Here is a 20,211-nt window from a genome sequence, read left to right on the forward strand (position 1 = left end):
GATTCCCGTCGGAAGCGGGGGGCCGGGTCGCCTCGGGCGGCCCGGCCCTTCCCGGGTTCCCTTCCGGAACCTCTTGATAATTGAGCCGAAATCCGCACACTTGGTGCGGTGATGGCGGGGATCTGGTTGGACGTCCTGGACGAGATCGCCCGGACGTGCACCACACACGGTCGCGGCGACCTGCTCCAGACGGTCCGACAGAAGCGTGCCCAACTGCTGGACCCGAAGCTGCGCGTCCTGGTCCTCGGCGAGCCGAACCAGGGCAAGAGCCAGCTCATCAACGCGATAATCAACGCGCCGGCCTGCCCGGTCGGTGATGGTCGTACCACAGTCCTGCCGACAGTTGTGCAGCACGCCGAGGCCGCCTCCGCGGCAGTGGTCCAGGCGCCGCCGACGTCGGGACGGCCCGCGGGCGTCCCGGCCGCGACGCTCGTCGAGCGGACCCCCCTGGCGCTCGACCAGGTCACGGCCGGGGTGTCCGGCGCCCTCGGGCGGCGGCCGGGCGGCGGTCCGGCGTACGTCGAGGTCGGCCTGCCCCGCGCGCTGCTCGCCGCCGGACTGGTGCTTGTGGACACTCCCGGCACCGACCAGGTGGCGGCGCTCGGCGGGGCCGCGGAGGTCGCCGCCTCCACCCGCGCGGACGCCGTGCTGCTGGTCACCGACTCGACACGGGAACTCTCGGTCGCCGAGCTGGACATGCTGCTGCACGTCACGCGGTCGCAGCCGAACGTGGTGGTGGTGCAGAGCAAGACCGATCTCGTGGCGGACTGGCGTGCGGTGGCCGAACGCAACCGGCAGCACCTCGCCGACGCGGGCGTCGCGGCGCCGCTGATCCCGGTGTCGGCGACCCTGCGGCTGCGCGCGGCGGCGACCGACGATCGCGGTCTCAACGCCGAGTCCGGCTTTCCGGCGCTGATCGCCCGCCTGCAGCGGGACCTGACCGGCAAGGCCGACCACCTGGCGCGGGCGTCGGTGCAGGCGGTGGCCCGTACGGTGGTGGAGCAACTGGCCGCGCCGCTGCGCGCCGAGTTGGCGACGCAGGAGGCCGAGGAGCAGTCCGGGCCGATCTCCCGGCTGCACGCGGCCCAGCGGGAGGTCGACGAGCTGCGCCGCTGCTCCACCCGTTGGCAGAACACCCTCGCCGACGAGATGGCCGACCTGCTCTCCGACATCGAGTACGACCTGCGCGACCGCACCCGCCAGATCCTGCGTGCCGTGGACGAGGCGTTCGACACGGCCGACCCTCTCGTCGCCTGGGACACCTTCGCCGAGTGGCTGGAGCGCAGTCTCGTCGAGGCCGCGGAGGCCAACCACGAGTGGCTGATCCAGCGCTGCGACTGGGTCGCCCGTCGGGTGGCCGCCACCTTCGACCGGTACGGCTACGACGTGCTGCCGCCCTGGTCGATGACGATGCCGGCGGATCTCGGTGACCGGCTGCCGGATCTGGAACGACCGCGGATCGACAGGTTCACCACGGGTCAGAAGCTGTTCACCGGCATGAAGGGCTCGTACGGCGGCATGTTGATGTTCGGCCTCGCGACGACCCTGGCCGGCATGCCGATGATCAACCCGGTCTCGGTCGGCATCGGCGCGCTCTTCGGCGGCAAGAGCATCCGCGACGAGGGCAAGCAGTTGCTGCGCCGCCGGCAGGCGACGGTCAAGACGGCCATCCAGCGTCATGTCGACGAGTTCTTCGTCCGGATGGTTCGGGACTGCCGCGACGCCGCCCGCCAGGTGCAGCGGATGCTGCGCGACCACTTCACGGGGCTGACCGAGGAGTTGCAGGAGGCCATCGTGCAGTCGTTTCGCAGCGCGAAGCAGGAGGCGGACACCGATGTCGCCCTGCGCGAGCAGAGGCAGCGGGAGATCCGGCTGAAGATGACCCGCCTGGCCGCGCTCTACGAGCAGTCCCAGCAGTTGACCGCGACTCGGTCCACCCCGGTGCTGTTGGAGCCCCGGGCATGACGGTCGGGGTGCGGTTGGACGAGGCGGCGTGGGGGCTGCTGCACCAGGCCATGGACCTCTACCAGCACGACGCGCGGGCCCTCGGGCGGTTGCGGCACCAGGTGGCGCGGTTGGAGCAGCCGCTGCGGATCGCGGTGGCCGGTCCCTGGCGTGCCGGCAAGTCGACGGTGCTGAACGCGTTGATGGGGGAGGAGGTCGCGCCTGTCGAGGGCGCCGACGGCGTCTTCACCTGGTACGAGGACGGCACGTCGCCGCGCGCAACCGCGTACCCGGTCGGCCAGCCGCCCCAGGAGCTGACGGTGGTCAAGTCGGCGACCGGGATGCGGGTGGATCTGGGCTGGCGGGTCGGCGAGGTGCGCGACATCGTGGTGCGGTGGCCGACGCGGGCGCTGCGGCAGGTGACGCTTGTCGACACCCCGGCGCTCGCGGCGGTCGACGAGCAGGGCCACGCGCCGGTGCTGGATCGCGTCCTGCGGGACTCGGACGCGGTGCTGTTCCTGACCCGCGACGGCCGCGACAGTGATCTGCGGGTGTTGGAGTCCGCTCGGGACAGTGTCGTCGGGCAGGCCGCCCCGGTGAACGTGATCATGGTGTTGTCCCGGGCGGACGAGGTGGGCGGCGGCCGGATCGACGGGCTGCTCACCGCCCGCCAGCTGGCCCGACGGCACCACCGCGATCCCCGGGTGGGCGCGCTGGCCGTGAACGTGGTGGCGTGCAGCGGGGCGATCGGCCTCGCGGGCCGGATGCTGAGCGAATCCGACTTCGCCGCGCTCGCGACGCTGGCCGGGGTGTCCCGCGCCGAGTTGGAGGCCCACCTGCTCTCCGCCGACCGTTTCGTCCGTGGCGAGCTTCCGGTGCACCTGGACTCGGAGGTGCGCGCCGGTCTGCTGGATCGGTTCGGGCTCTTCGGGATCCGGCTCGCGACGACCCTGGTGCGCGGTGGGTTCGACACCCGGGTGACGTTGTCGGCGGAGCTGATCCGGCGCAGTGGGCTCACCGAGCTGCGGGAGTCGATGACCCGTTGTTTCGTCGATCGTCGCGACGCGCTCAGGGCGCGTTCGGCGCTGGCGGCCGTGGAGGCCCTGGTGCGGGCCGAGCCGGTGCGGGGCTCGGGCGAGTTGGTCGGCGCGATCGAGCAGATCCTGGCGGGCGCGCACGAGTTCCGGGAGTTGCGCCTGCTGGTGGCGCTGCGCAACGCCCGCCTCGGTTTCGACGCCGAGCTGGCGGCCGAGGCGCAGCGCCTGGTCGGCGGTGACGGGGTGGGTCTGGCCGCGCGGCTCGGCGTCGAGCACGAGGCGACAGTGCAGCGGCTCTGGGAGGTCGCCGCCGACGCCCAGTGGCGGTGGCGGGACCGGGCCGAGGATCCGTTGCTCCCGCTGGTTCAGCGCCGGGGCGCGGAGGTGGTCGTCCGCAGTTGTGAGGGGATGCTCGCCGAGCTGGCCGCGGGCGGCCGCTGAGCGTCGCGCGTGCGGGGCGTCCACCCGGGACGCCCCGGCCGGCGTGTTTCGGTGCGGTCGACCCATTGACAGCGCCGTGGTCGCCGGGAAGCATCTGCCCAACATCCACCGGTTCTGCCCTCGGTTGTCTCGCACGTCCGATGACAACGATGTCAGGGTCGGCCCGTCCGTCCACGATCGACCACCGCAACCACCATCCCCCCGTACGACGTACTCGACCGGATCGAGTCGAAAGGCCCCGCCCCCATGCCGTATCTCCCCCGTGCGCGCACCGTGTCCCTCCGGATGGCCGCCGCGACCACCGCCGCCCTGCTGCCGCTGAGCCTGGTCGTCGCCGCGCCCCTGGCCAACGCCGCGCCAAGCGCCGCCCCACCGGGCTCCTTCAGCTCGTCATTCGAGTCGGCCGACCCGCAACCCGCCACGAGCACCGTCGAGGTCGACAGGTCGGGCCGGCCCGTGCAGGGCAACCTGAGCGGATCGAGCAGCGCGAACCTTCCCGGCAGCCTGCTCGGCCAGGTCGACGCCGTGACCGCGAGCGCCCAGAACGCGCCGAACGAGATCGCGGCGAACCTCGCCGACGGAAACCCGTCCACCAAGTGGCTGGCGTTCGAGGCGGCCGGCTGGGTGACGTACCGGCTGGCGAAGCCGGCGGTCGTGACGCGGTACGCGCTGACCTCTGCCGACGACGAACCGACCCGCGACCCCCGCGACTTCACCCTCCAGGGGTCCACCGACGGCAGCACCTGGACGGACCTGGACCGGCAGACGCAGCAGCGCTTCGCCAAACGGTTCGCCACGAACACCTACCGCGCCACCAACACGACGGCGTACGGCTGGTACCGCCTGCTGATCTCCGCGAACTCCGGCGACTCCCTCACCCAGCTCGCCGGCTGGGACATCAGCGACGGCTCGGACGTCCGCCCGCCCGCCACGCCCATGGTCAGCGGCGTCGGCCCGGGGCCGGTCGGCGGCTACACGACGAAGCCGAGCGTCGGCTTCACCGGGCTGGCCGCGCTGCGCTACTCCGGCGGCGCCGAGGCCGACGGCCGCTCGTACGCGACGAACAGGCTGTTCGACGTCGACATCCCGGTCGGGTTGAACACCCGCCTGTCCTACCGGATCTTCCCCGAGTTCACCGGCCAGGACGCGCGGTACCCGTCCACGTACGCCGCCGTCGACCTGCACTTCACCGACGGCAGCTACCTGAGCGGACGCAAGCCCGTCGACCAGCACGGCTACCCGCTGACGGCGGCCGGCCAGGGCGCGTCGAAGGTGCTCTACGCCGACCAGTGGAACGCGGTGCGGGCCGACCTCGGCACCGTCGCGCGGGGCAAGACGATCGACCGCATCCTGCTCGCCTACGACGACCCGCGGGCCACCTCGGAGACCCGGTTCCAGGGCTGGCTCGACGACGTCGAGGTGACCGGATCGCCGACGGCGATCGACGGCTCCCGGCTGACCCCCTACGTCGACACCCGGCGCGGGACCAACTCGACGGGCGGGTTCTCGCGCGGCAACAACCTGCCGATCACCGCGGTGCCGAACGGTTTCAACTTCTTCACCCCGGTGACCGACGCGACCTCCGACTCCTGGGAGTACGAGTATCACCGCGCCAACAACGCGGCCAACCTGCCGATGTTGCAGGGCCTCGCGATCTCCCACGAGCCGAGCCCGTGGATGGGCGACCGCAACCAGATGTCGGTGATGCCGGTGGCCGGCGACGGTCCGCTCACCGGGTCACCCGCCAGCCGGGCACTGGCCTTCCGCCACGACGACGAGGTCGCACAGCCGGACCTCTACCGGGTCACGACGCAGAGCGGCCTGGTCGCGGAGATGTCACCCACCGACCACGCCGGGATCATGCGGTTCACCTTCGGCCCCGGTCCGGCGACCGGAAGCCTCGTCTTCACCAAGGGCACCTTCACCATCGGCGCCGACGGCACGTTCACCGGCTGGGTCGACAACGGAAGTGGCCTGTCCGCCGGGCGCAGCCGCATGTTCGTCTCCGGCACGTTCGACCGGGCGCCGACGGCGTCCACGGCGACGTCGGCGACCTTCGACGTCTCCGCCGAGCGGCAGGTGACCATGCGGATCGCGACGTCGTTCCTCTCCGTCGACCAGGCCCGCCGCAATCTCGACCTGGAGGTGACAGGCCGCAGCTTCGACGCGATCCGCACGGCCGCCACCGCGGCGTGGAAGGACCGGCTCGGCCGGGTCGAGCTGCGCGGCGCGACCGAGACGCAGCTGGTCACCATGTACTCGAACCTGTACCGGCTGAACCTCTACCCGAACTCGCAGTCGGAGAACACGGGCACCGCCAGCGCACCCCACTGGCAGTACGCGAGCCCGGTGTCCGCGCCGACCGGCACGTCGAGCGACACCCGGACCGGCGCGAAGATCGTGGACGGCCAGATCTACGTGAACAACGGCTTCTGGGACACCTACCGCACCGTGTGGCCCGCCTACGCGCTGCTCTACCCGGACGTCGCCGCCAGGATCTCCGACGGCTTCGTCCAGCACTACCGTGACGGCGGCTGGATCGCCCGCTGGTCGTCGCCCGGCTACGCCGACCTGATGACCGGCACCAGCGCGAACGTGGCGCTCGCGCAGGCGTACCTCAGCGGGGTCAAGCTGCCCGACCCGCTGGCGGCGTACGACGCGGCAGTCAAGGACGCGACAGTCGCGTCCGGCCGCGGCGCGGTCGGCCGCAAGGGCATCGAGACGTCGCTGTTCCTCGGCTACACGCCGACGTCCACGGGGGAGTCGGTGTCGTGGGCGCTGGAGGGCTACATCAACGACTACGGCATCGGGAACATGGCCGCCGCCCTGGCGAAGGACCCGGCCACGCCGAAGTCGGAGCGTGACCGGCTCAAGGAGGAGTCGCGGTACTTCCTGGAGCGGGCCCGCAACTACGTCCACCTGTTCGACCCGAAGACGAAGCTGTTCCAGGGTCGGGACGCCACCGGCGCCTTCCTCGCCGGTGACCCGCTGGACTGGGGCGGCGTCTACACCGAGACCAACGGGTGGAACTTCGCGTTCACCGCGCAGCAGGACCCGCAGGGCCTGATCAACCTGTACGGCGGGCAGAAGGCCCTGCGCGACAAGCTCGACACCTTTTTCGCCACGCCGGAGAACGCCGACCGCCCCGGCGGCTACGGGGGCGTCATCCACGAGATGCTCGAGGCCCGTGCGGTGCGCCTGGGTCAGCTCGGCATGAGCAACCAGCCGTCGCACCACATCCCGTACCTGTACGACGTCGCCGGCGCTCCGGCGAAGACGCAGGCGATCGTGCGCGAGATCATGCAGCGCCTGTACGTCGGCAGCGAGATCGGCCAGGGCTACCTGGGCGACGAGGACAACGGGGAGATGTCGGCCTGGTACGTCCTCAGCTCGCTGGGCATCTACCCGTTGCAGGCGGGCTCGACCCACTGGGCCATCGGCTCGCCGCAGTTCACCAGGATGACCGTCCACCGCACGACAGGCGACATCGTGGTCAACGCCGCGAACAACAGCACCCGCAACGTGTACGTGCAGAGCGTGCGGGTCAACGGCAAGAAGCAGAACGGGGTGTCCGTCGACGTGTCCGCGCTCGCCCGGGGCGCCACGATCGACTTCCAGATGGGGCCCAACCCGTCGTCCTGGGGCACCGGCCGGAACGACGTGCCGCCGTCGCTGACGAAGGGCGACGCGGCGCCCGAGCCGCTGCAGGACGTCACCGGGCCCGGCCTGGGCACCGCCACCACGAGTGGCGGTCAGGACGCGGCGGCGCTGTTCGACGACTCGTCGACCACGCAGCTGACCGCGTCGACGGGCACGCCGCAGATCAGCTGGGCCTCCCGTGGCGGCCGCCAGAAGCCGACCTACTACACGCTCACCTCCGGCGCGGGCGCCGGTGACGCGGCGGACTGGCGGCTGCAGGGCTCCACCGACGGCCTCACCTGGAGCACCCTGGACTCCCGCACGGGGGAGGTCTTCCGCTGGCGCAACCAGACCCGGCCGTTCCGGATCGACAAGCCGGGGCGGTACTCCCAGTTCCGCCTCGTCGTCACCAGGACCGCCGGCGCCGCACAGCCGACCCTCGCCGAGATCGAGCTGCTCGCCGGCGGAGACCTCGACCTGGGCGGCGGTGACATCACGGTGACCGCCACGGACGGCGCGACCGCGCGATCCGGCGCACCCGCGACGGTGGCACTGGCCACCGTCACCGGCGGCGACGCCGACGACTATCGGGCCACGATCGACTGGGGTGACGGCTCACCGGCCACCGAGGGCACCCTGACACTGAGTTCGCGGGCCGTCTACCGCGTCAGCGGCGCACACACCTACACCACGCCCGGGTACCACCAGGCGAGCGTCACGGTGACCGACGGCGCCGGCCAGGGCTCGGTGACTGTCGGCGTGGACGTCGCGTACGCGCCGGACTCCGGTCTCGCCGCGGCGTTCGACACCGTGTGCGTCGGCGACGAGGGCACCCTCGCGGCGGACTGCGACGCGAAGTCGTGGGCGTACTCGCGGGCAGCCCTCGCGGCGGCCGGCGTGACCCAGGGGCAGCGACACCAGGTCCCGGGCACGGCGTTGAGCTTCACCCTGCCGCAGATCCCGGCGGGACAACCGGACAACGCCACAGGCAACGGCGCGACCATCGCTCTGCACCTGCCCTCCGACGCCCGGAGCATCTCGTTCGTCGGCGCCGGTACGCAGGGCAACCAGAGCACCACCGCCACGGCCACGTTCAGCGACGGTGGCACCGCCAGCATTCCGATCCAGTTGAGTGACTGGACGTTGGGCGGCAACGCCAACGGCACCCCGTCGTACGGCAACATCGTTGTCGCGAAATCCGCGTACCGGCTCAGTGGCACGAGCCGTGACGGCGCCCAGCCGTTCCTGTTCGCCACCGCGCCGTACCAGATCCCGGAGGGCAGAACGCTTGTCTCGGTGACCCTGCCGACGCAGACCGGCGATCCCCGCTCGGCGGGCCGCATCCACGTGTTCGCCGTCGCCGACGACGGCACGCCTTCCGCCGCGCTGGTGACCGCCGCCCCCGCCGACCAGAGCGTCGACGCCGGGCAGGTCCTCGCGGCGAACCTCGGCTCGGTGACCGGAGGGGTACCCGGTTTCACCGGCTACCACGCCCGTGTCCAGTGGGGCGACGGGACGGTTCCCGCCGACGTCACGGTCGGCGCGGCCGGGGCGCTGAGCGGCCAGCACACCTACGCGAGGGAGGGCACCTACACGGTGCACGTCACCGCGTGGGACACGCTGTCGAGCAGCACCGCCACGTTCACCGTGACCGTCCGGCGTACCGGGCGCCAGCCGGCACTCGCGGTGTCCGGCACCCAGCCGGTCACCGCCGGTGACGCGGTCACTGTCGACGGCAGCGGGTTCGCCGCCGGGGAACGGGTGACTGTGGTCCTGGCCGCCGGCACGACGCGCAGCGTGACGGTCCCGGCGTCCGCGACGGGCACGGTCCGCGCCACCGTCACGACGGCGGGGGACACGCCCCCGGGCAGGTACGCCGTCCGCGCCACCGGCGCCTCCTCCGGTACGCAGGCGACGGCCACCGTGCAGGTGACCTCGCGATCGGGAAGCCCGGCCTACCAGCCGCGCGTGTCGTTGCCCACGACGTCCGGACCACGCGGTACGTCGATCACGGTCGACGGCTCCGGGTTCGCGCCGAACGAGGCGATCACGGTCAGCTTCGGCGACGGCCGTGGGGTCGGCACGGTGCGCGCCAACGGTGACGGCGTCGTCGCCGGCGCGACCGTGAGCGTTCCGGATTCGGCGCAGCCGGGCGCGACACGGGTGACGCTGTCCGGTGTCACCTCGGCGACTGCGGTGTCCGCACCGTTCACCGTCACCGGCGCGAGGTGAGCCGGAGGTGACACCGTCGGGCGGGCCGTGCTCCACGGCCCGCCCGACGTCGGCGCGACGGGCCCCATCGAGCCACGGTGGCCGTCCGGCCTCGGTGCTCGTCCGTCGTGGTCCGCGCGTCGTGGTCCGCGCGTCGTGGCCCGCCCGTCGCGGGGCCGATCCGCTGGCAGCCGGGGCAGCGCGCGTGGTGCGGCCCGGCTTGCAGAACGGACGCTGCTGGCGTGCCTGCCGCGCTGTGGCGCGGCCGATCCGCGCCGCCGGCACGGCACTGTCGCCCTTGGCCGGTATACCGCAGAGTCATATTCATACCTCTGCGGTATACCGCTCACGGGTTCATCCGCTCCGCGGTCCGTCCGCGAGGGCCGCCCGCGAGGTCCGTCCGCCAGGTCCGTCCGCGAGGCGCGTCCGCGAGGGCCGCCCGCGAGGTCCGTCCGCCAGGTCCGTCCGCGAGGCGCGTCCGCGAGGTCCGTCCGCGAGGGCCGTCCGCGAGGGGCGTCCGTCCGTCAGGCCAGTGCGTCCGTCAAGGGCCGTCCGTGCCGCTGCCCCACGTCCGGGGCAGCTCTACAGGGGCGGCTCCCGGCCCTTGTCACCGGTTCGGCGGTGTCGCCGCCGCGGATCCCGGTGGCGCGCTCAGGCGGAGCTGCCACCGCCGGCCGTGGTCGGTGAGCCGGACGATCGCCAACGGCTCCACGTCCAGCTGCCGGTAGGTCGCCAGCGGCAGGCCCAGCGCGTGCACGACCGCCACCCGGATCACGAGCGGATGGGTGACGGCCGTGACCCGTCGGCCGAGGCCGCGCTGTCCGTCGAGCCACCGGCCGACGCGCTCGCGCAGGCCGGCGACGGATTCGCCCCCGTGCGGCGCGGCGTCCGGGGTGGACAACCACTCGTGCAGGGCGTCGGGTTGCGCGGCGGCAACCTCCTCAAGCGACCGGCCGGTCCAGTCGCCGTAGTCGCAGTCGGCAAGCGCCGTCTCGACGGCGGGCGCGAGGCCGAGGGCGTACGCGGTCTGGACGGCCGCCACGGCGGGGCTGGACAGGCAGGCGTCGGTGTCGCTCGACGACGCCCGCCGGTCCAGCCCGGGCAGGGCGAGGGCGGCGCGTCGGCCCCCCTCGTCCAGTCCGTCGTCCCCGCCGAACCGGGCCCGCCGCAGGGCGGCGGTGTGACCGTGGGCGACCAGCCGCAGGCTGGTGGCGCTCACCCGGCCAGTCGTGCGTCGGCGAGCGCGCGCTGCCTGTGCATCAGGGCTGCGAAGAGCAGGCCGATCCCGGTCCACAGCACCACCTGGGTGCCGAGGGAGGCGAGTCGGAAGCTCCACAGCAGCGTGGCGGGGAAGTCACCCGGGACTTCCTGGAACGACGGCAGCACCACGTAGGCCACGCCTGTGACAAGCAGGAAACCGCCGACCGCCGCCGCGGCGCGTTGCCACACCGGCGCCTGTGCGCCGACCGACCGGTAGCCCAGCGCACCGGACCAGACCGCCACCAGCCCGAGAACCACCAGCAGCAGGTAGGTGACCGTGCGCTGGTTGATGGTGGCCGGGTCGCCGACGGCCGGAGGGTTCGGCGGGTACTTGAGGAACGGCACGATCACCGCGCCGAGCAGCGCGCCGCCGGCCAGCAGCAGCCCGGACCGCCCGTCGTCAACAGTCCGCCGCCGCCGGTTCAGCAGGACGTACGCCGTGGCCAGCAGGCCACCCATCGCGGTGCCGAACAGCGCGGTGGCCAGGAACAACCCACCACGCTGGCCGTTCCTGCTGACCAGGGCTTCCTCGTCGTGCTGGTGCCCGCCGGTGGCGGGTTCGGCGTGTGACGCCGCCTCCTCGATGGCGATGGCCGCCTCGACGTGTGGTTCGCCGACGACGTAGGCGAACGTTCCCGCGAGCAGGCCGGCCACCAGGCCGGCGAGCAGCCCGCGCAGGAGAACCGTGACGAACGTGGGTGCGGTGCCGGCGCCGCTCAGTGGCACGGGACACCGAGCAGGTGCCGGCCGTCGTGCATCAGCTCGTGCAGGTACATCCCGCTGCGCGAGACCGCGCCCTGGTCGAAGGCGACGAGATAGGCCAGCAGGGTGAGCACGGCGACGGTGGCCAGGACCGTCCACAGGAGACGGGTCGGGGCAGCGGGGTGCACCAGCGGCTGGCTGGACGTGGAACTGGACATGCGTGCACGAACCTCCTCGGGGATGACGCGTCCCCATCGCAAGGCTGCGGACGACCGAGCGTCCTGGCTCGCGGCCCCCGGGGTCGGGGACCGCTCACAGTGGCGCGACCGCGCCGGATTCTCACCGGCTTCCCTCGCGTCGCCGCAGATAGTGGGTCGACCGTATCGGTGCCGGTTCTCCTCGGTCAAGCCGGCGGCGGGGTCCGATCACGACGCCGCCGACGCTCGCTCGCCTGCGCGCGCCGGCGGATCGACGACTGCCGTCACGGATGAGCGCGACACGCCCGGCCCCGACATGTGGGGTGTGACAAACGTGGTCGCCCCTATATATGGTGTCGACCGCAGCTGGTTCGGTCACTCAACCCAGGGTGGCCGACGCAAGAGGGAACCCGGTGGAAGTCCGGGACTGCCCCGCAGCGGTGAGTGGGAACGACAGCCGTCATCAGCACTGGGCCGCCATCTGGCCTGGGAAGCGACGGCCGGTAGGTGACCGGGCGACCCCGGTCGTGCCCGCGAGTCCGAAGACCTGCCAGCGCGCCGCGTACCCGCATCCGGGTGGGCGGTGGTCCGAGGCCGCGTGGGACGGCCGACGCCTTCCGGATCCGCGCCCCGTCGGCGTGGCGTCCGCCGGTGTCGGCCTCCTCGCGCCGAGGGCCTTCAGGTCCTCAAGCTCGCGAGGAGTGAGTGGTGACAGTTACCGAGGTGACCCCGGCCGGCGGCGACACGGCCCTCCGGCGTACGCCGTCGCAGGTCCGCGAACGCGACGGCGGCAGCGAACCGGCGGACGTGCGCACGCTCGTCGCCACTGTCGAGCGCTGGGCCGACGACCTGCCCGACGTCGACCCGCTGCGGGTGGCGACCCGCACGATCAGCGGCCTGTACGACGGCGCGACGACTGCCGAACGGGACCGGCTGACCATCCAGACCGCGGCCGAGATGATCGGTACGGAGCCGCAGTACTCGCGCCTCGCCGCCCGGCTGCTGGCCAGCCACATCGAGCGGGAGGTACGCCGGCAGGGCGTCACCTCGTTCAGCGCGGCGATCCGGGCGGGCCACGCCGAGGGCCTGATCGGTGACGACACCGCCGCGTTCGTCGCCGCGCACGCCGCGACCCTCGACCACGCGATCGACCGGGACGGCGACCGCCGATTCGAGTACTTCGGCCTGCGCACGGTCTACGACAGGTACCTGCTGCGCCACCCCACCAGCCGATTGGTGCTGGAGACCCCGCAGTACTGGCTGCTGCGGGTGGCCTGCGGTCTGTCCCGTACGCCGGACGAGGCTGTGGACTTCTACCGGCTCATGTCCAGCCTGGCCTACCTGCCCAGCTCGCCGACGCTGTTCAACTCCGGCACCCGGCACACCCAGATGTCCTCGTGCTACCTCGTCGACTCGCCGCGCGACGAACTGGACTCGATCTACCAGCGCTACGCCCAGGTCGCCAACCTGTCCAAGTTCGCCGGCGGCATCGGCCTCGCGTACTCCCGGGTCCGCTCCCGGGGCGCGCTGATCCGCGGCACGAACGGGCAGTCAAACGGGATCGTGCCGTGGCTGCGCACCCTGGACGCGAGCGTGGCGGCGGTCAACCAGGGTGGCCGGCGCAAGGGCGCCGCCTGCGTCTACCTGGAGCCGTGGCATCCGGACATCGAGGAGTTCCTGCAACTGCGGGACAACACCGGCGAGGACGCCCGGCGTACGCACAACCTGAACCTTGCCAACTGGATCCCGGACGAGTTCATGCGGCGGGTCGAGGCCGACGAGGTGTGGTCGCTGTTCGACCCGGACGAGGTGCCCGAGCTGCCCGACCTGTGGGGGGAGCGGTTCGACGCCGCGTACCGGGCCGCCGAGGCGCAGGGCCGCTACGTGCGACAACTGCCGGCGCGGGAGCTGTACGGCAAGATGATGCGAACCCTGGCCCAGACCGGCAACGGCTGGATGACGTTCAAGGACGCGGCCAACCGGCTGTGCAACCAGACCGCCGAGCCGGGCAACGTGGTGCACCTGTCCAACCTGTGCACCGAGATCATCGAGGTGTCCAGCGACGCCGAGACCGCCGTGTGCAACCTCGGCTCGGTGAACGTCGCCGCCCACGTCGCCGACGGCGGCATCGACTGGGAGCGCCTGCGCGCCACCGTCCGGACGGCGGTGACGTTCCTCGACCGGGTCATCGACATCAACTACTACCCGACACCGCAGGCGGCGGCGAGCAACCCCCGTTGGCGGCCTGTCGGTCTCGGGCTGATGGGCCTTCAGGACGTGTTCTTCGCGCTGCGGCTGCCGTTCGACTCGCCGGCCGCGCGAGAGTTGTCCACCCGGATCAGCGAGGAGCTGTACCTGACCGCGCTGGAGACCTCCGCCGACCTGGCGCGCGACTTCGGCGCGCATCCGGCGTACGCGCAGACCCGGGCCGCGCGGGGCCAGCTCCAGCCCGACCTGTGGGGTGTCGACGGTACGCAGACCGCACGCTGGGCCGCGCTGCGCCAGCGGGTCGGGGCGTACGGGCTGCGCAACTCCCTGCTGGTGGCGGTCGCGCCGACCGCGACGATCGCCTCGATCGCCGGCTGTTACGAGTGCGTCGAGCCGCAGGTGTCCAACCTGTTCAAGCGCGAGACCCTGTCCGGGGAGTTCTTGCAGGTCAACACGGCCCTGGTCCGCGAGTTGAAGGCACGTGGCCTGTGGACCGAGCAGATCCGTTCGGCGATCCGGCGCGCGGAGGGGTCGGTGCAGGACGTCACCGAGCTGCCGGCCGACGTGCGGGAGCTGTTCCGCACCGCGTGGGAGTTGCCGCAGCGGGCGCTCATCGACCTGGCGGCCGCCCGCGCGCCGTTCATCGACCAGTCCCAGTCGCTGAACCTGTTCCTTGCCTCGCCCACTATCGGCAAGCTCTCCTCGATGTACCTGTACGCCTGGAAGACCGGGCTGAAGACCACCTACTACCTACGCTCGCGCCCCGCCACGCGCATCCAGCAGGCCACCGTCAGCGCCGTCGCACCCGTCGCCGTCGCACCCCTCGCCGTCGCCGTCGACGCCGAGTCGCTCGCCTGCTCGCTGGAGAACCCCGAGTCGTGCGAGGCGTGCCAGTGACCGCTCCCGACACCACTACCGACACGAGGACCACGCACATGCTGCTCGACCCCGGGATGGACCTCACCCTCCGCCCGATGCGCTACCCGCACTTCTTCGACCGGTTCCGCGCCGCGATCCGCAACACCTGGACGGTCGAGGAGGTCGACCTGCACGCCGACCTCGCCGACCTGGACAAGCTGTCGCCGGCCGAGCGGCACCTGGTCAGCCGCCTGGTGGCGTTCTTCGCCACCGGCGACACGATCGTCGCCAACAACCTGGTGCTCAACCTCTACCAGCACGTCAACAGCCCCGAGGGCCGCCTCTACCTGTCCCGGCAGCTGTTCGAGGAGGCCGTGCACGTCCAGTTCTACCTCAACCTGCTCGACACGTACGTGCCCGACGAGACCGAGCGGTTCGCCGCCTTCGCCGCCATCGAGAACATTCCCTCGATCCGCCGCAAGGCCGAGTTCTGCTTCCGCTGGATCGACTCACTGGGGGAGTTGCGAGAGCTGCGGACCTCCGACGACAGGCGCGCGTTCCTGCTCAACCTCATCTGCTTCGCCGCCTGCATCGAGGGATTGTTCTTCTACGGCGCGTTCGCGTACGTCTACTTCCTGCGCTCCCGCGGCCTGCTGCACGGCCTGGCCTCCGGCACCAACTGGGTCTTCCGCGACGAGTCCATGCACATGGCGTTCGCGTTCGACGTGGTGGACACCGTGCGCGCCGAGGAGCCCGACCTGTTCGACGACGATCTCGCCGACCAGGTCCGTCAGATGCTCACCGAGGCCGTCGAGTGCGAGGTCCAGTTCGCCGAGGACCTGGTGGGCCAGGGCGTGCCCGGTCTCACCCTCGCGGACATGCGGGAGTACCTCCAGCACGTCGCCGACCGACGTCTCGCCCAGCTCGGGATCGCCCCGCACTACGGGTCCGCCAATCCGTTCGCCTTCATGGAGTTGCAGGACGTGCAGGAGCTGTCCAACTTCTTCGAGCGGCGGGTGTCGGCGTACCAGGTGGGGGTGACCGGGACTGTGGCCTTCGACGACGACTTCTAGGAGGACCCCCACCCCACCCCCTCCCCACCCCGTCGACCAGGAGGTTGTTGCTCCCCTATCGGCGTATCAGGGGCACCAACTTCATGATCAACGTCGGCGGCGGGCGAGGTGGGGGTGGGGTGGGGGTGTTCTTGGGGTGGGGTGACTGTCAGGCGGGGGAGCAGGTCGGGGTGATGGTCGGAGGACTGCTGGTGGCGCTCGTGCTCAGGTAGCCCGCGGTGGTCGACGTTCCCGGCGCGAGCTGCCCGTTGTAGGCGGCGTTCGCGACGGTCACCTGGGTGCCCGTCTGGGTGAGGGCGCCGTTCCAGACCTGCGACACCGTCTGGCCGCTGGGGAGGGTGAAGGTGACCCGCCACCCGCTCAGCGCCGAGGCCCCGGAGTTGGTGACCGTCAGCCGCCCCTCGAATCCGCCCTGCCACGTGTTGACAACTGTGTTGGTCACCGCACAGGACTGCCCACCCGGGACGGTCGGCGTCGGGGTGGGGGTGGACGTCGGAGTGGGCGTCGGGGTGGGCGTCGGGGTCGGCGTCGGCGTCGGGGTGGGCGTCGAGGTCGCGGTGGGGGTCGGCGTGGGCGTCGTGGTGCCGCCGGCCTGGAACTGCCACCAGTTGAGGTTGAACAGGTTGCCGCTGCCGCCGGTGAAGCGCAGGTACAGGTCCTGGGTCCCGGACGCGCCGCTGACCGGGCAGGAGACGGTCTGCCAGGTCTGCCACCCGCCGGTGCCCGGCACCGCGCAACTGCCCACCCTCGTGCCGGTGGGGCTACCGAGGCGCAGTTCGATCGTGCCACCGGACGTGGCCGACGCGACCCGGGCCGAGAAGGACGTCGCGCCCGTACCGAAGCCCACGCCCTTGACCTTGATGTAGTCCCCGTTCTCGATCCACCCGACGTTCATCCCGCCCTCGCTGGCCGGCTCGGTCTCGATGCCGGAGCCCCAGGCGATGGTCTCGGCCTCCTGCCGCCCGTACGGGTTCAGGGTGCCGATCTGGGGGGCGCCCGTCGTGGTCATGGTGATCGTCGGGATGGTGCCGTTGGTGTTGTAGGTGAACTTCTCCACGGCCACCGAACGGGTGTAGCCGCTGCCGCCGGGCAACGCTCCGTTGTGGTAGAAGAGGTACGAGCCGCCGTTGAAGTCGATGACTCCGGGGTGGTTGGTGAAGCTGGCACCCTGGCGGGGCATGACAGTCCCTCGGTAGGTCCAGGGTCCGGTCGGGCCGGTCGCGGTCGAGTAACCGATGAACTCGGAGCAGCACTCCGCCGCGAACACGTTGTAGTAGATGCCGTTGCGCTTGTAGACCCACGGGCCCTCTTCGTAGAGGGTCGGCCGGCTCGCGTTCCCCGTCCGGGTGCCGAACCCGGCGGTGGTGAGCGGAATCTTGGTGGCGCTGCCGCTGTAGGAGATCATGTCCGCGTTCAGCCGGACGTACCACAGGTTCGGGTTGCCCCAGTACAGGTACGCCTGGCCGTCGTCGTCGATGAAGACGGTGGGGTCGATCTCTCCGTTGCCCACGAGCGGGCGGCCGATGGCGTCCCGGAACGGCCCGGTCGGGCTGTCGGCGACCGCGACGCCGATGGCCATCGAGTTGGTCGCCCGGGCGGTCACCGGCACGTACCAGTAGAACTTGCCGTTGCGGGCGACGACCTGGCCGGCCCACGCGTTGGCGCTCGCCCAGCTGAAGGTGTTGAGGCTCAGGGGTGAGCCGTGGTCGGTCCAGTTGACCATGTCGGCCGACGACCACACCCGCCAGTCCTTCATGGTGAAGTACGTCGAGCCGTCCTCGTCGTGGCCGGTGTAGAGGTAGACCCGTCCGTCGTGCACTAGCGGAGCCGGGTCGGCGGTGTAGATGTGCTGAACGATTGGGTTGTCCGCGTGGGCGGCCGTGGCCGGCGCCAGCGTCGAGATGAGCAGCACGCTCACGAGCCAGGCGATGCCGCGTCGGAGCCGGTTCTTCGTCCGTGGTGGCGGTGTGGGGTGCATCGGTACCTCCAGGGTGGGTCACGACGGGCGGGCACGGTCCGCCGGTCTCACCGGCGGGGCGCCGCGTGTCGTTGCATGTCGCTTCGGGACCTCGGTGGTGGCCGTGCCGCGGGAACGGCGGCAGGCATCGGGTGTCCACCATGGCTCCCGCGCGCGGCGGCCCGCCGTTGTTCGACGGCGGTGGTCAACGTCCCTGAGGGAGGCCCGGACACCCACCAGCGGGCGTTGGTCATGCGCGACTCCATCGACCTCGGCGGATCGAGTGGAGCGGTGAAGCGTGCCCTTCGCCTCTGCGGCCTGAGGGTAGTCTGTTATCGCTAACATTCTCAAGCGATGGACGAGCCTGGATTTCCGTGCCGCCGTCACGGGCCCGTCGGAGCCGGGTCGCGCGGGACTCGTGGCCAGGTCGTCAGTGCTGCGGCGCCGGTCGTCAGCGCTGCAGCCGCGTCGGGCTGCCCGGCCCGCTGCGCCGGACGAGCCACGCCTCGGTGATGTGCGTGAACATCGCCTGTGCCGCGCCGTCGGGGTCGTGGGCGGCGATGCGCTCGAAGATGCGTCGGTGCCCCTGGTTCGACGCCACGCACAGGGCCCGTTCGGTCTTGCCCATGTATCGCGCCGTGTTGACGACCTGGCTCTCCAGGGACCGGACGACACCCCGGGCGATGCGGTTGCCGGACGCCTGCATCACCGTGTCGTGGAAGGCGCGGTCGTGCTCGTGGTAGGTGACGTGGTCGTCCACCAGCTCGTCCATCCGGTCCACCTGGGCACGCAGCCGATCGATGGTCTCCTCATCGGCGAGTCGGGCGGCCACGTTGGCCATGTCGGACTCCAGCACCCGTCGGGTGACCACCAGATCGTCGAGGATCGCCAGGGTGTCGTCCACGGCGATGGTCGCCGCGAGGACGAGCTCGTCGAGCATGTCCCACGCCGAGGGCGAGGTGACAAGCGTGCCACTGCCCTGGCGGACCTGCACGAGCCCCTTCTCCTGGAGGATCTTCACCGCTTCCCGGATGACCGTCCGGCTCACCGAGAAGGTCTCGCAGAGCACCGGCTCGGGGGGTAGCGGGGTGCCCGAGGGGTGCACTCCCCGCACGATCCGGGTCACCAGCTCGGCGGTGATCGCTTGAGCCAGGTTTGTCGGGCGACGGGCCCAGGTCGGTGCCGCCGTGCCGTTGACGGTCGACTGGTTCGATGTCGTCACGTTCACCTCCGCGTAGCCGCGGGAGCGGGCCCACGAGTCCGCCCCAGTGTACGGGCAACCGTTGACGTCAGACGTCATACGAGTTACGTTCTCGTCAATCTTGCATCGACGGCCGGTCCTCGGCCACTCCCCATATGAAGGTGAGCAACGATGAAGCAACGAGCAGTGTGGGCCGCGGTCCTCGTTGCCGGGCTGGCCCTGACCGGCTGTGGAAGCGCGACAGGTTCGGGTTCATCGTCCGGAGGCTCGGACAAGAAGCTGGTCGTCTGGGACTGGAAGTCCGGCGAGGCCAGCTCCGCGCAGTACGTGGAGAAGGCCAAGGCCGACTTCGCCAAGAAGCATAAGGACGTCGAGGTCGAATTTGTGGCCCAGCCGTTCGACCAGTACTACACGTTGCTTGGTGCGGCCATCCAGTCGGGCAAGGGTCCGGACGTCATCCTGTTCAACGGTGGTGGCCAGATCCGCGACCGGGTGGACTCGCTCCAGCCGCTCGACGAGTACGTGGGCGAGGACCGGCAGCGGCTGGCCGGCTGGGAGGCGTTCGCCAAGGGCGGCAAGACCTACGCCGCTCCGGTGACCCTGCAGGGCCACCCGATCTACTACAACAAGGCGCTCTACGAGCGGGCCGGCCTCGACCCGGCGAAGCCGGCCACGACGTGGCAGGAGTTCGTCGCCAACTGCGCCACCATCACCCAGAAGACAGGTGCCAAGTGCTTCGCCCAGGGCAACAAGGAGGGCATCGGCATCCAGTTCTTCCTGTCGGCCATGGCGTCGGGAGTCCTCACCCCGCAGGAGTACGACAACTGGATCGCCGGCAAGCGCGACTGGAACTCGCCGAACGTGAAGAAGATCTTCGAGCTGTGGAAGGAGACCGGCACCGCGAAGCTGAACAACGACGGGGCCAACTCCACCGCGATGTTCAACGACGCCTTCGCCGTCTTCCAGTCCGGTAAGGCCGCCCACATCATCGGTCTGATGTCGGACATCGGGCACTGGAAGGACTTCAACGAGTTCATCACGCCGGAGAAGCTCGGCGTGATGATGGCCCCGACGGTGACCAGCGGCGCCACCCCGAGCCTGCCGTACGACGGTGGTATCGGTTACGCGGTCGCCAAGTGGACCAAGGACCCGAAGGTGGCCGCCGACCTGGTGCGCTCGCTGACCTCCACCGACGCCCTGAAGGCGTTCTACGCCAACGCCGGCGCGATCACCGCCGACACGACAATCGACGTGTCGCAGTCGGGGCCGGCCGTGACCACGATCGTCGGCGCGCTCAAGACCGGCAAGCCGGCGCCGCACGTGGCGCTCTCCTCGAAGGCGCTCGACCTGATGGGCAGGCTCTCCCAGCAGCTGCTCAGCGGTTCGATCAGTGTCGACGACGTCGTGAAGCAGATGGCCGCCGCGGACACGGCGGGCTGATCTCGTGTCGATTGGTAAGTCGCTCCCGTCGGTCCGCTCGGCC

At 71.1% G+C, this 20,211-nt stretch carries 11 protein-coding genes and 2 riboswitches; of the genes, 6 read left to right on the plus strand and 5 right to left on the minus strand.

The window, feature by feature from the left end; all coding sequences use genetic code 11:
• Positions 1-111 precede the first annotated feature (111 nt).
• From OOJ91_RS00940 to OOJ91_RS00950, 3 genes are all read left to right on the plus strand, one after another.
• On the plus strand, positions 112-1,965 hold the full coding sequence (locus OOJ91_RS00940) for a dynamin family protein (RefSeq protein WP_266245215.1): 1,854 nt from the start codon (positions 112-114) through the stop codon (positions 1,963-1,965).
• Complete coding sequence (locus OOJ91_RS00945; protein ID WP_266241393.1) at positions 1,962-3,422, plus strand: GTP-binding protein; 1,461 nt, start codon at positions 1,962-1,964, stop codon at positions 3,420-3,422. The genes OOJ91_RS00940 and OOJ91_RS00945 overlap by 4 nt, the downstream gene beginning before the upstream one ends.
• Before the next feature lie 285 nt (positions 3,423-3,707).
• Positions 3,708-9,293, plus strand: coding sequence for a GH92 family glycosyl hydrolase (locus tag OOJ91_RS00950; RefSeq protein ID WP_266241394.1), 5,586 nt, complete (start codon positions 3,708-3,710; stop codon positions 9,291-9,293).
• Positions 9,294-9,879: 586 nt separating this feature from the next.
• Here OOJ91_RS00950 and OOJ91_RS00955 read toward each other — a convergent pair.
• From OOJ91_RS00955 to OOJ91_RS00965, 3 genes are read right to left on the minus strand one after another with little or no spacing between them, the layout of a single operon-like run.
• A complete protein-coding gene (locus OOJ91_RS00955) occupies positions 9,880-10,491 on the minus strand; it encodes a histidine phosphatase family protein (RefSeq protein WP_266241395.1) in 612 nt (203 codons plus the stop codon).
• Positions 10,488-11,258 carry a CbtA family protein gene (locus OOJ91_RS00960; RefSeq protein ID WP_266241396.1) on the minus strand — a complete coding sequence of 257 codons (771 nt, stop codon included), beginning with the start codon at positions 11,256-11,258 and terminating at the stop codon, positions 10,488-10,490. Before OOJ91_RS00960 ends, OOJ91_RS00955 begins: the two co-directional genes overlap by 4 nt.
• Positions 11,249-11,452 carry a CbtB domain-containing protein gene (locus OOJ91_RS00965; protein ID WP_266241397.1) on the minus strand — a complete coding sequence of 68 codons (204 nt, stop codon included), beginning with the start codon at positions 11,450-11,452 and terminating at the stop codon, positions 11,249-11,251. The genes OOJ91_RS00960 and OOJ91_RS00965 overlap by 10 nt, the downstream gene beginning before the upstream one ends.
• A 35-nt stretch (positions 11,453-11,487) precedes the next feature.
• Positions 11,488-11,628: riboswitch (cobalamin riboswitch) on the minus strand.
• A gap of 153 nt (positions 11,629-11,781) precedes the next feature.
• Positions 11,782-12,000: riboswitch (cobalamin riboswitch) on the plus strand.
• A gap of 154 nt (positions 12,001-12,154) precedes the next feature.
• Between OOJ91_RS00965 and OOJ91_RS00970 the strand changes: the two genes are divergently transcribed.
• On the plus strand, positions 12,155-14,536 hold the full coding sequence (locus OOJ91_RS00970) for a ribonucleoside-diphosphate reductase subunit alpha (protein ID WP_439117042.1): 2,382 nt from the start codon (positions 12,155-12,157) through the stop codon (positions 14,534-14,536).
• Between the two features lie 38 nt (positions 14,537-14,574).
• A complete protein-coding gene (locus OOJ91_RS00975) occupies positions 14,575-15,570 on the plus strand; it encodes a ribonucleotide-diphosphate reductase subunit beta (RefSeq protein WP_266241399.1) in 996 nt (331 codons plus the stop codon).
• 148 nt (positions 15,571-15,718) lie between these two features.
• On the opposite strand, the gene OOJ91_RS00980 is transcribed toward OOJ91_RS00975, so the two are convergent.
• Both OOJ91_RS00980 and OOJ91_RS00985 read right to left on the minus strand, forming a co-directional pair.
• A complete protein-coding gene (locus OOJ91_RS00980; RefSeq protein WP_266241401.1) occupies positions 15,719-17,548 on the minus strand; it encodes a family 43 glycosylhydrolase in 1,830 nt (609 codons plus the stop codon).
• Between the two features lie 430 nt (positions 17,549-17,978).
• On the minus strand, positions 17,979-18,749 hold the full coding sequence (locus tag OOJ91_RS00985; RefSeq protein WP_266241402.1) for a FadR/GntR family transcriptional regulator: 771 nt from the start codon (positions 18,747-18,749) through the stop codon (positions 17,979-17,981).
• A gap of 150 nt (positions 18,750-18,899) precedes the next feature.
• On the opposite strand from OOJ91_RS00985, the gene OOJ91_RS00990 reads away from it, so the two are divergent.
• Positions 18,900-20,168 (plus strand): ABC transporter substrate-binding protein, encoded by a 1,269-nt coding sequence (locus tag OOJ91_RS00990; protein WP_266241404.1) that lies wholly within the window; start codon positions 18,900-18,902, stop codon positions 20,166-20,168.
• The last annotated feature ends 43 nt before the right edge of the window (positions 20,169-20,211 follow it).

Source organism: Micromonospora lupini, from assembly GCF_026342015.1.
GTDB lineage: Bacteria > Actinomycetota > Actinomycetes > Mycobacteriales > Micromonosporaceae > Micromonospora > Micromonospora lupini_B.

What these genes read in the sequence shown, in the direction of transcription:
- OOJ91_RS00990 (WP_266241404.1), top strand. Translation starts at nt 18,900, where the DNA reads ATGAAGCAACGAGCAGTGTGGGCCGCGGTCCTCGTTGCCGGGCTGGCC.
- OOJ91_RS00965 (WP_266241397.1), bottom strand. Translation starts at nt 11,452, where the DNA reads ATGTCCAGTTCCACGTCCAGCCAGCCGCTGGTGCACCCCGCTGCCCCG.
- OOJ91_RS00975 (WP_266241399.1), top strand. Translation starts at nt 14,575, where the DNA reads ATGCTGCTCGACCCCGGGATGGACCTCACCCTCCGCCCGATGCGCTAC.
- OOJ91_RS00940 (WP_266245215.1), top strand. Translation starts at nt 112, where the DNA reads ATGGCGGGGATCTGGTTGGACGTCCTGGACGAGATCGCCCGGACGTGC.
- OOJ91_RS00945 (WP_266241393.1), top strand. Translation starts at nt 1,962, where the DNA reads ATGACGGTCGGGGTGCGGTTGGACGAGGCGGCGTGGGGGCTGCTGCAC.
- OOJ91_RS00980 (WP_266241401.1), bottom strand. Translation starts at nt 17,548, where the DNA reads ATGCACCCCACACCGCCACCACGGACGAAGAACCGGCTCCGACGCGGC.
- OOJ91_RS00950 (WP_266241394.1), top strand. Translation starts at nt 3,708, where the DNA reads ATGGCCGCCGCGACCACCGCCGCCCTGCTGCCGCTGAGCCTGGTCGTC.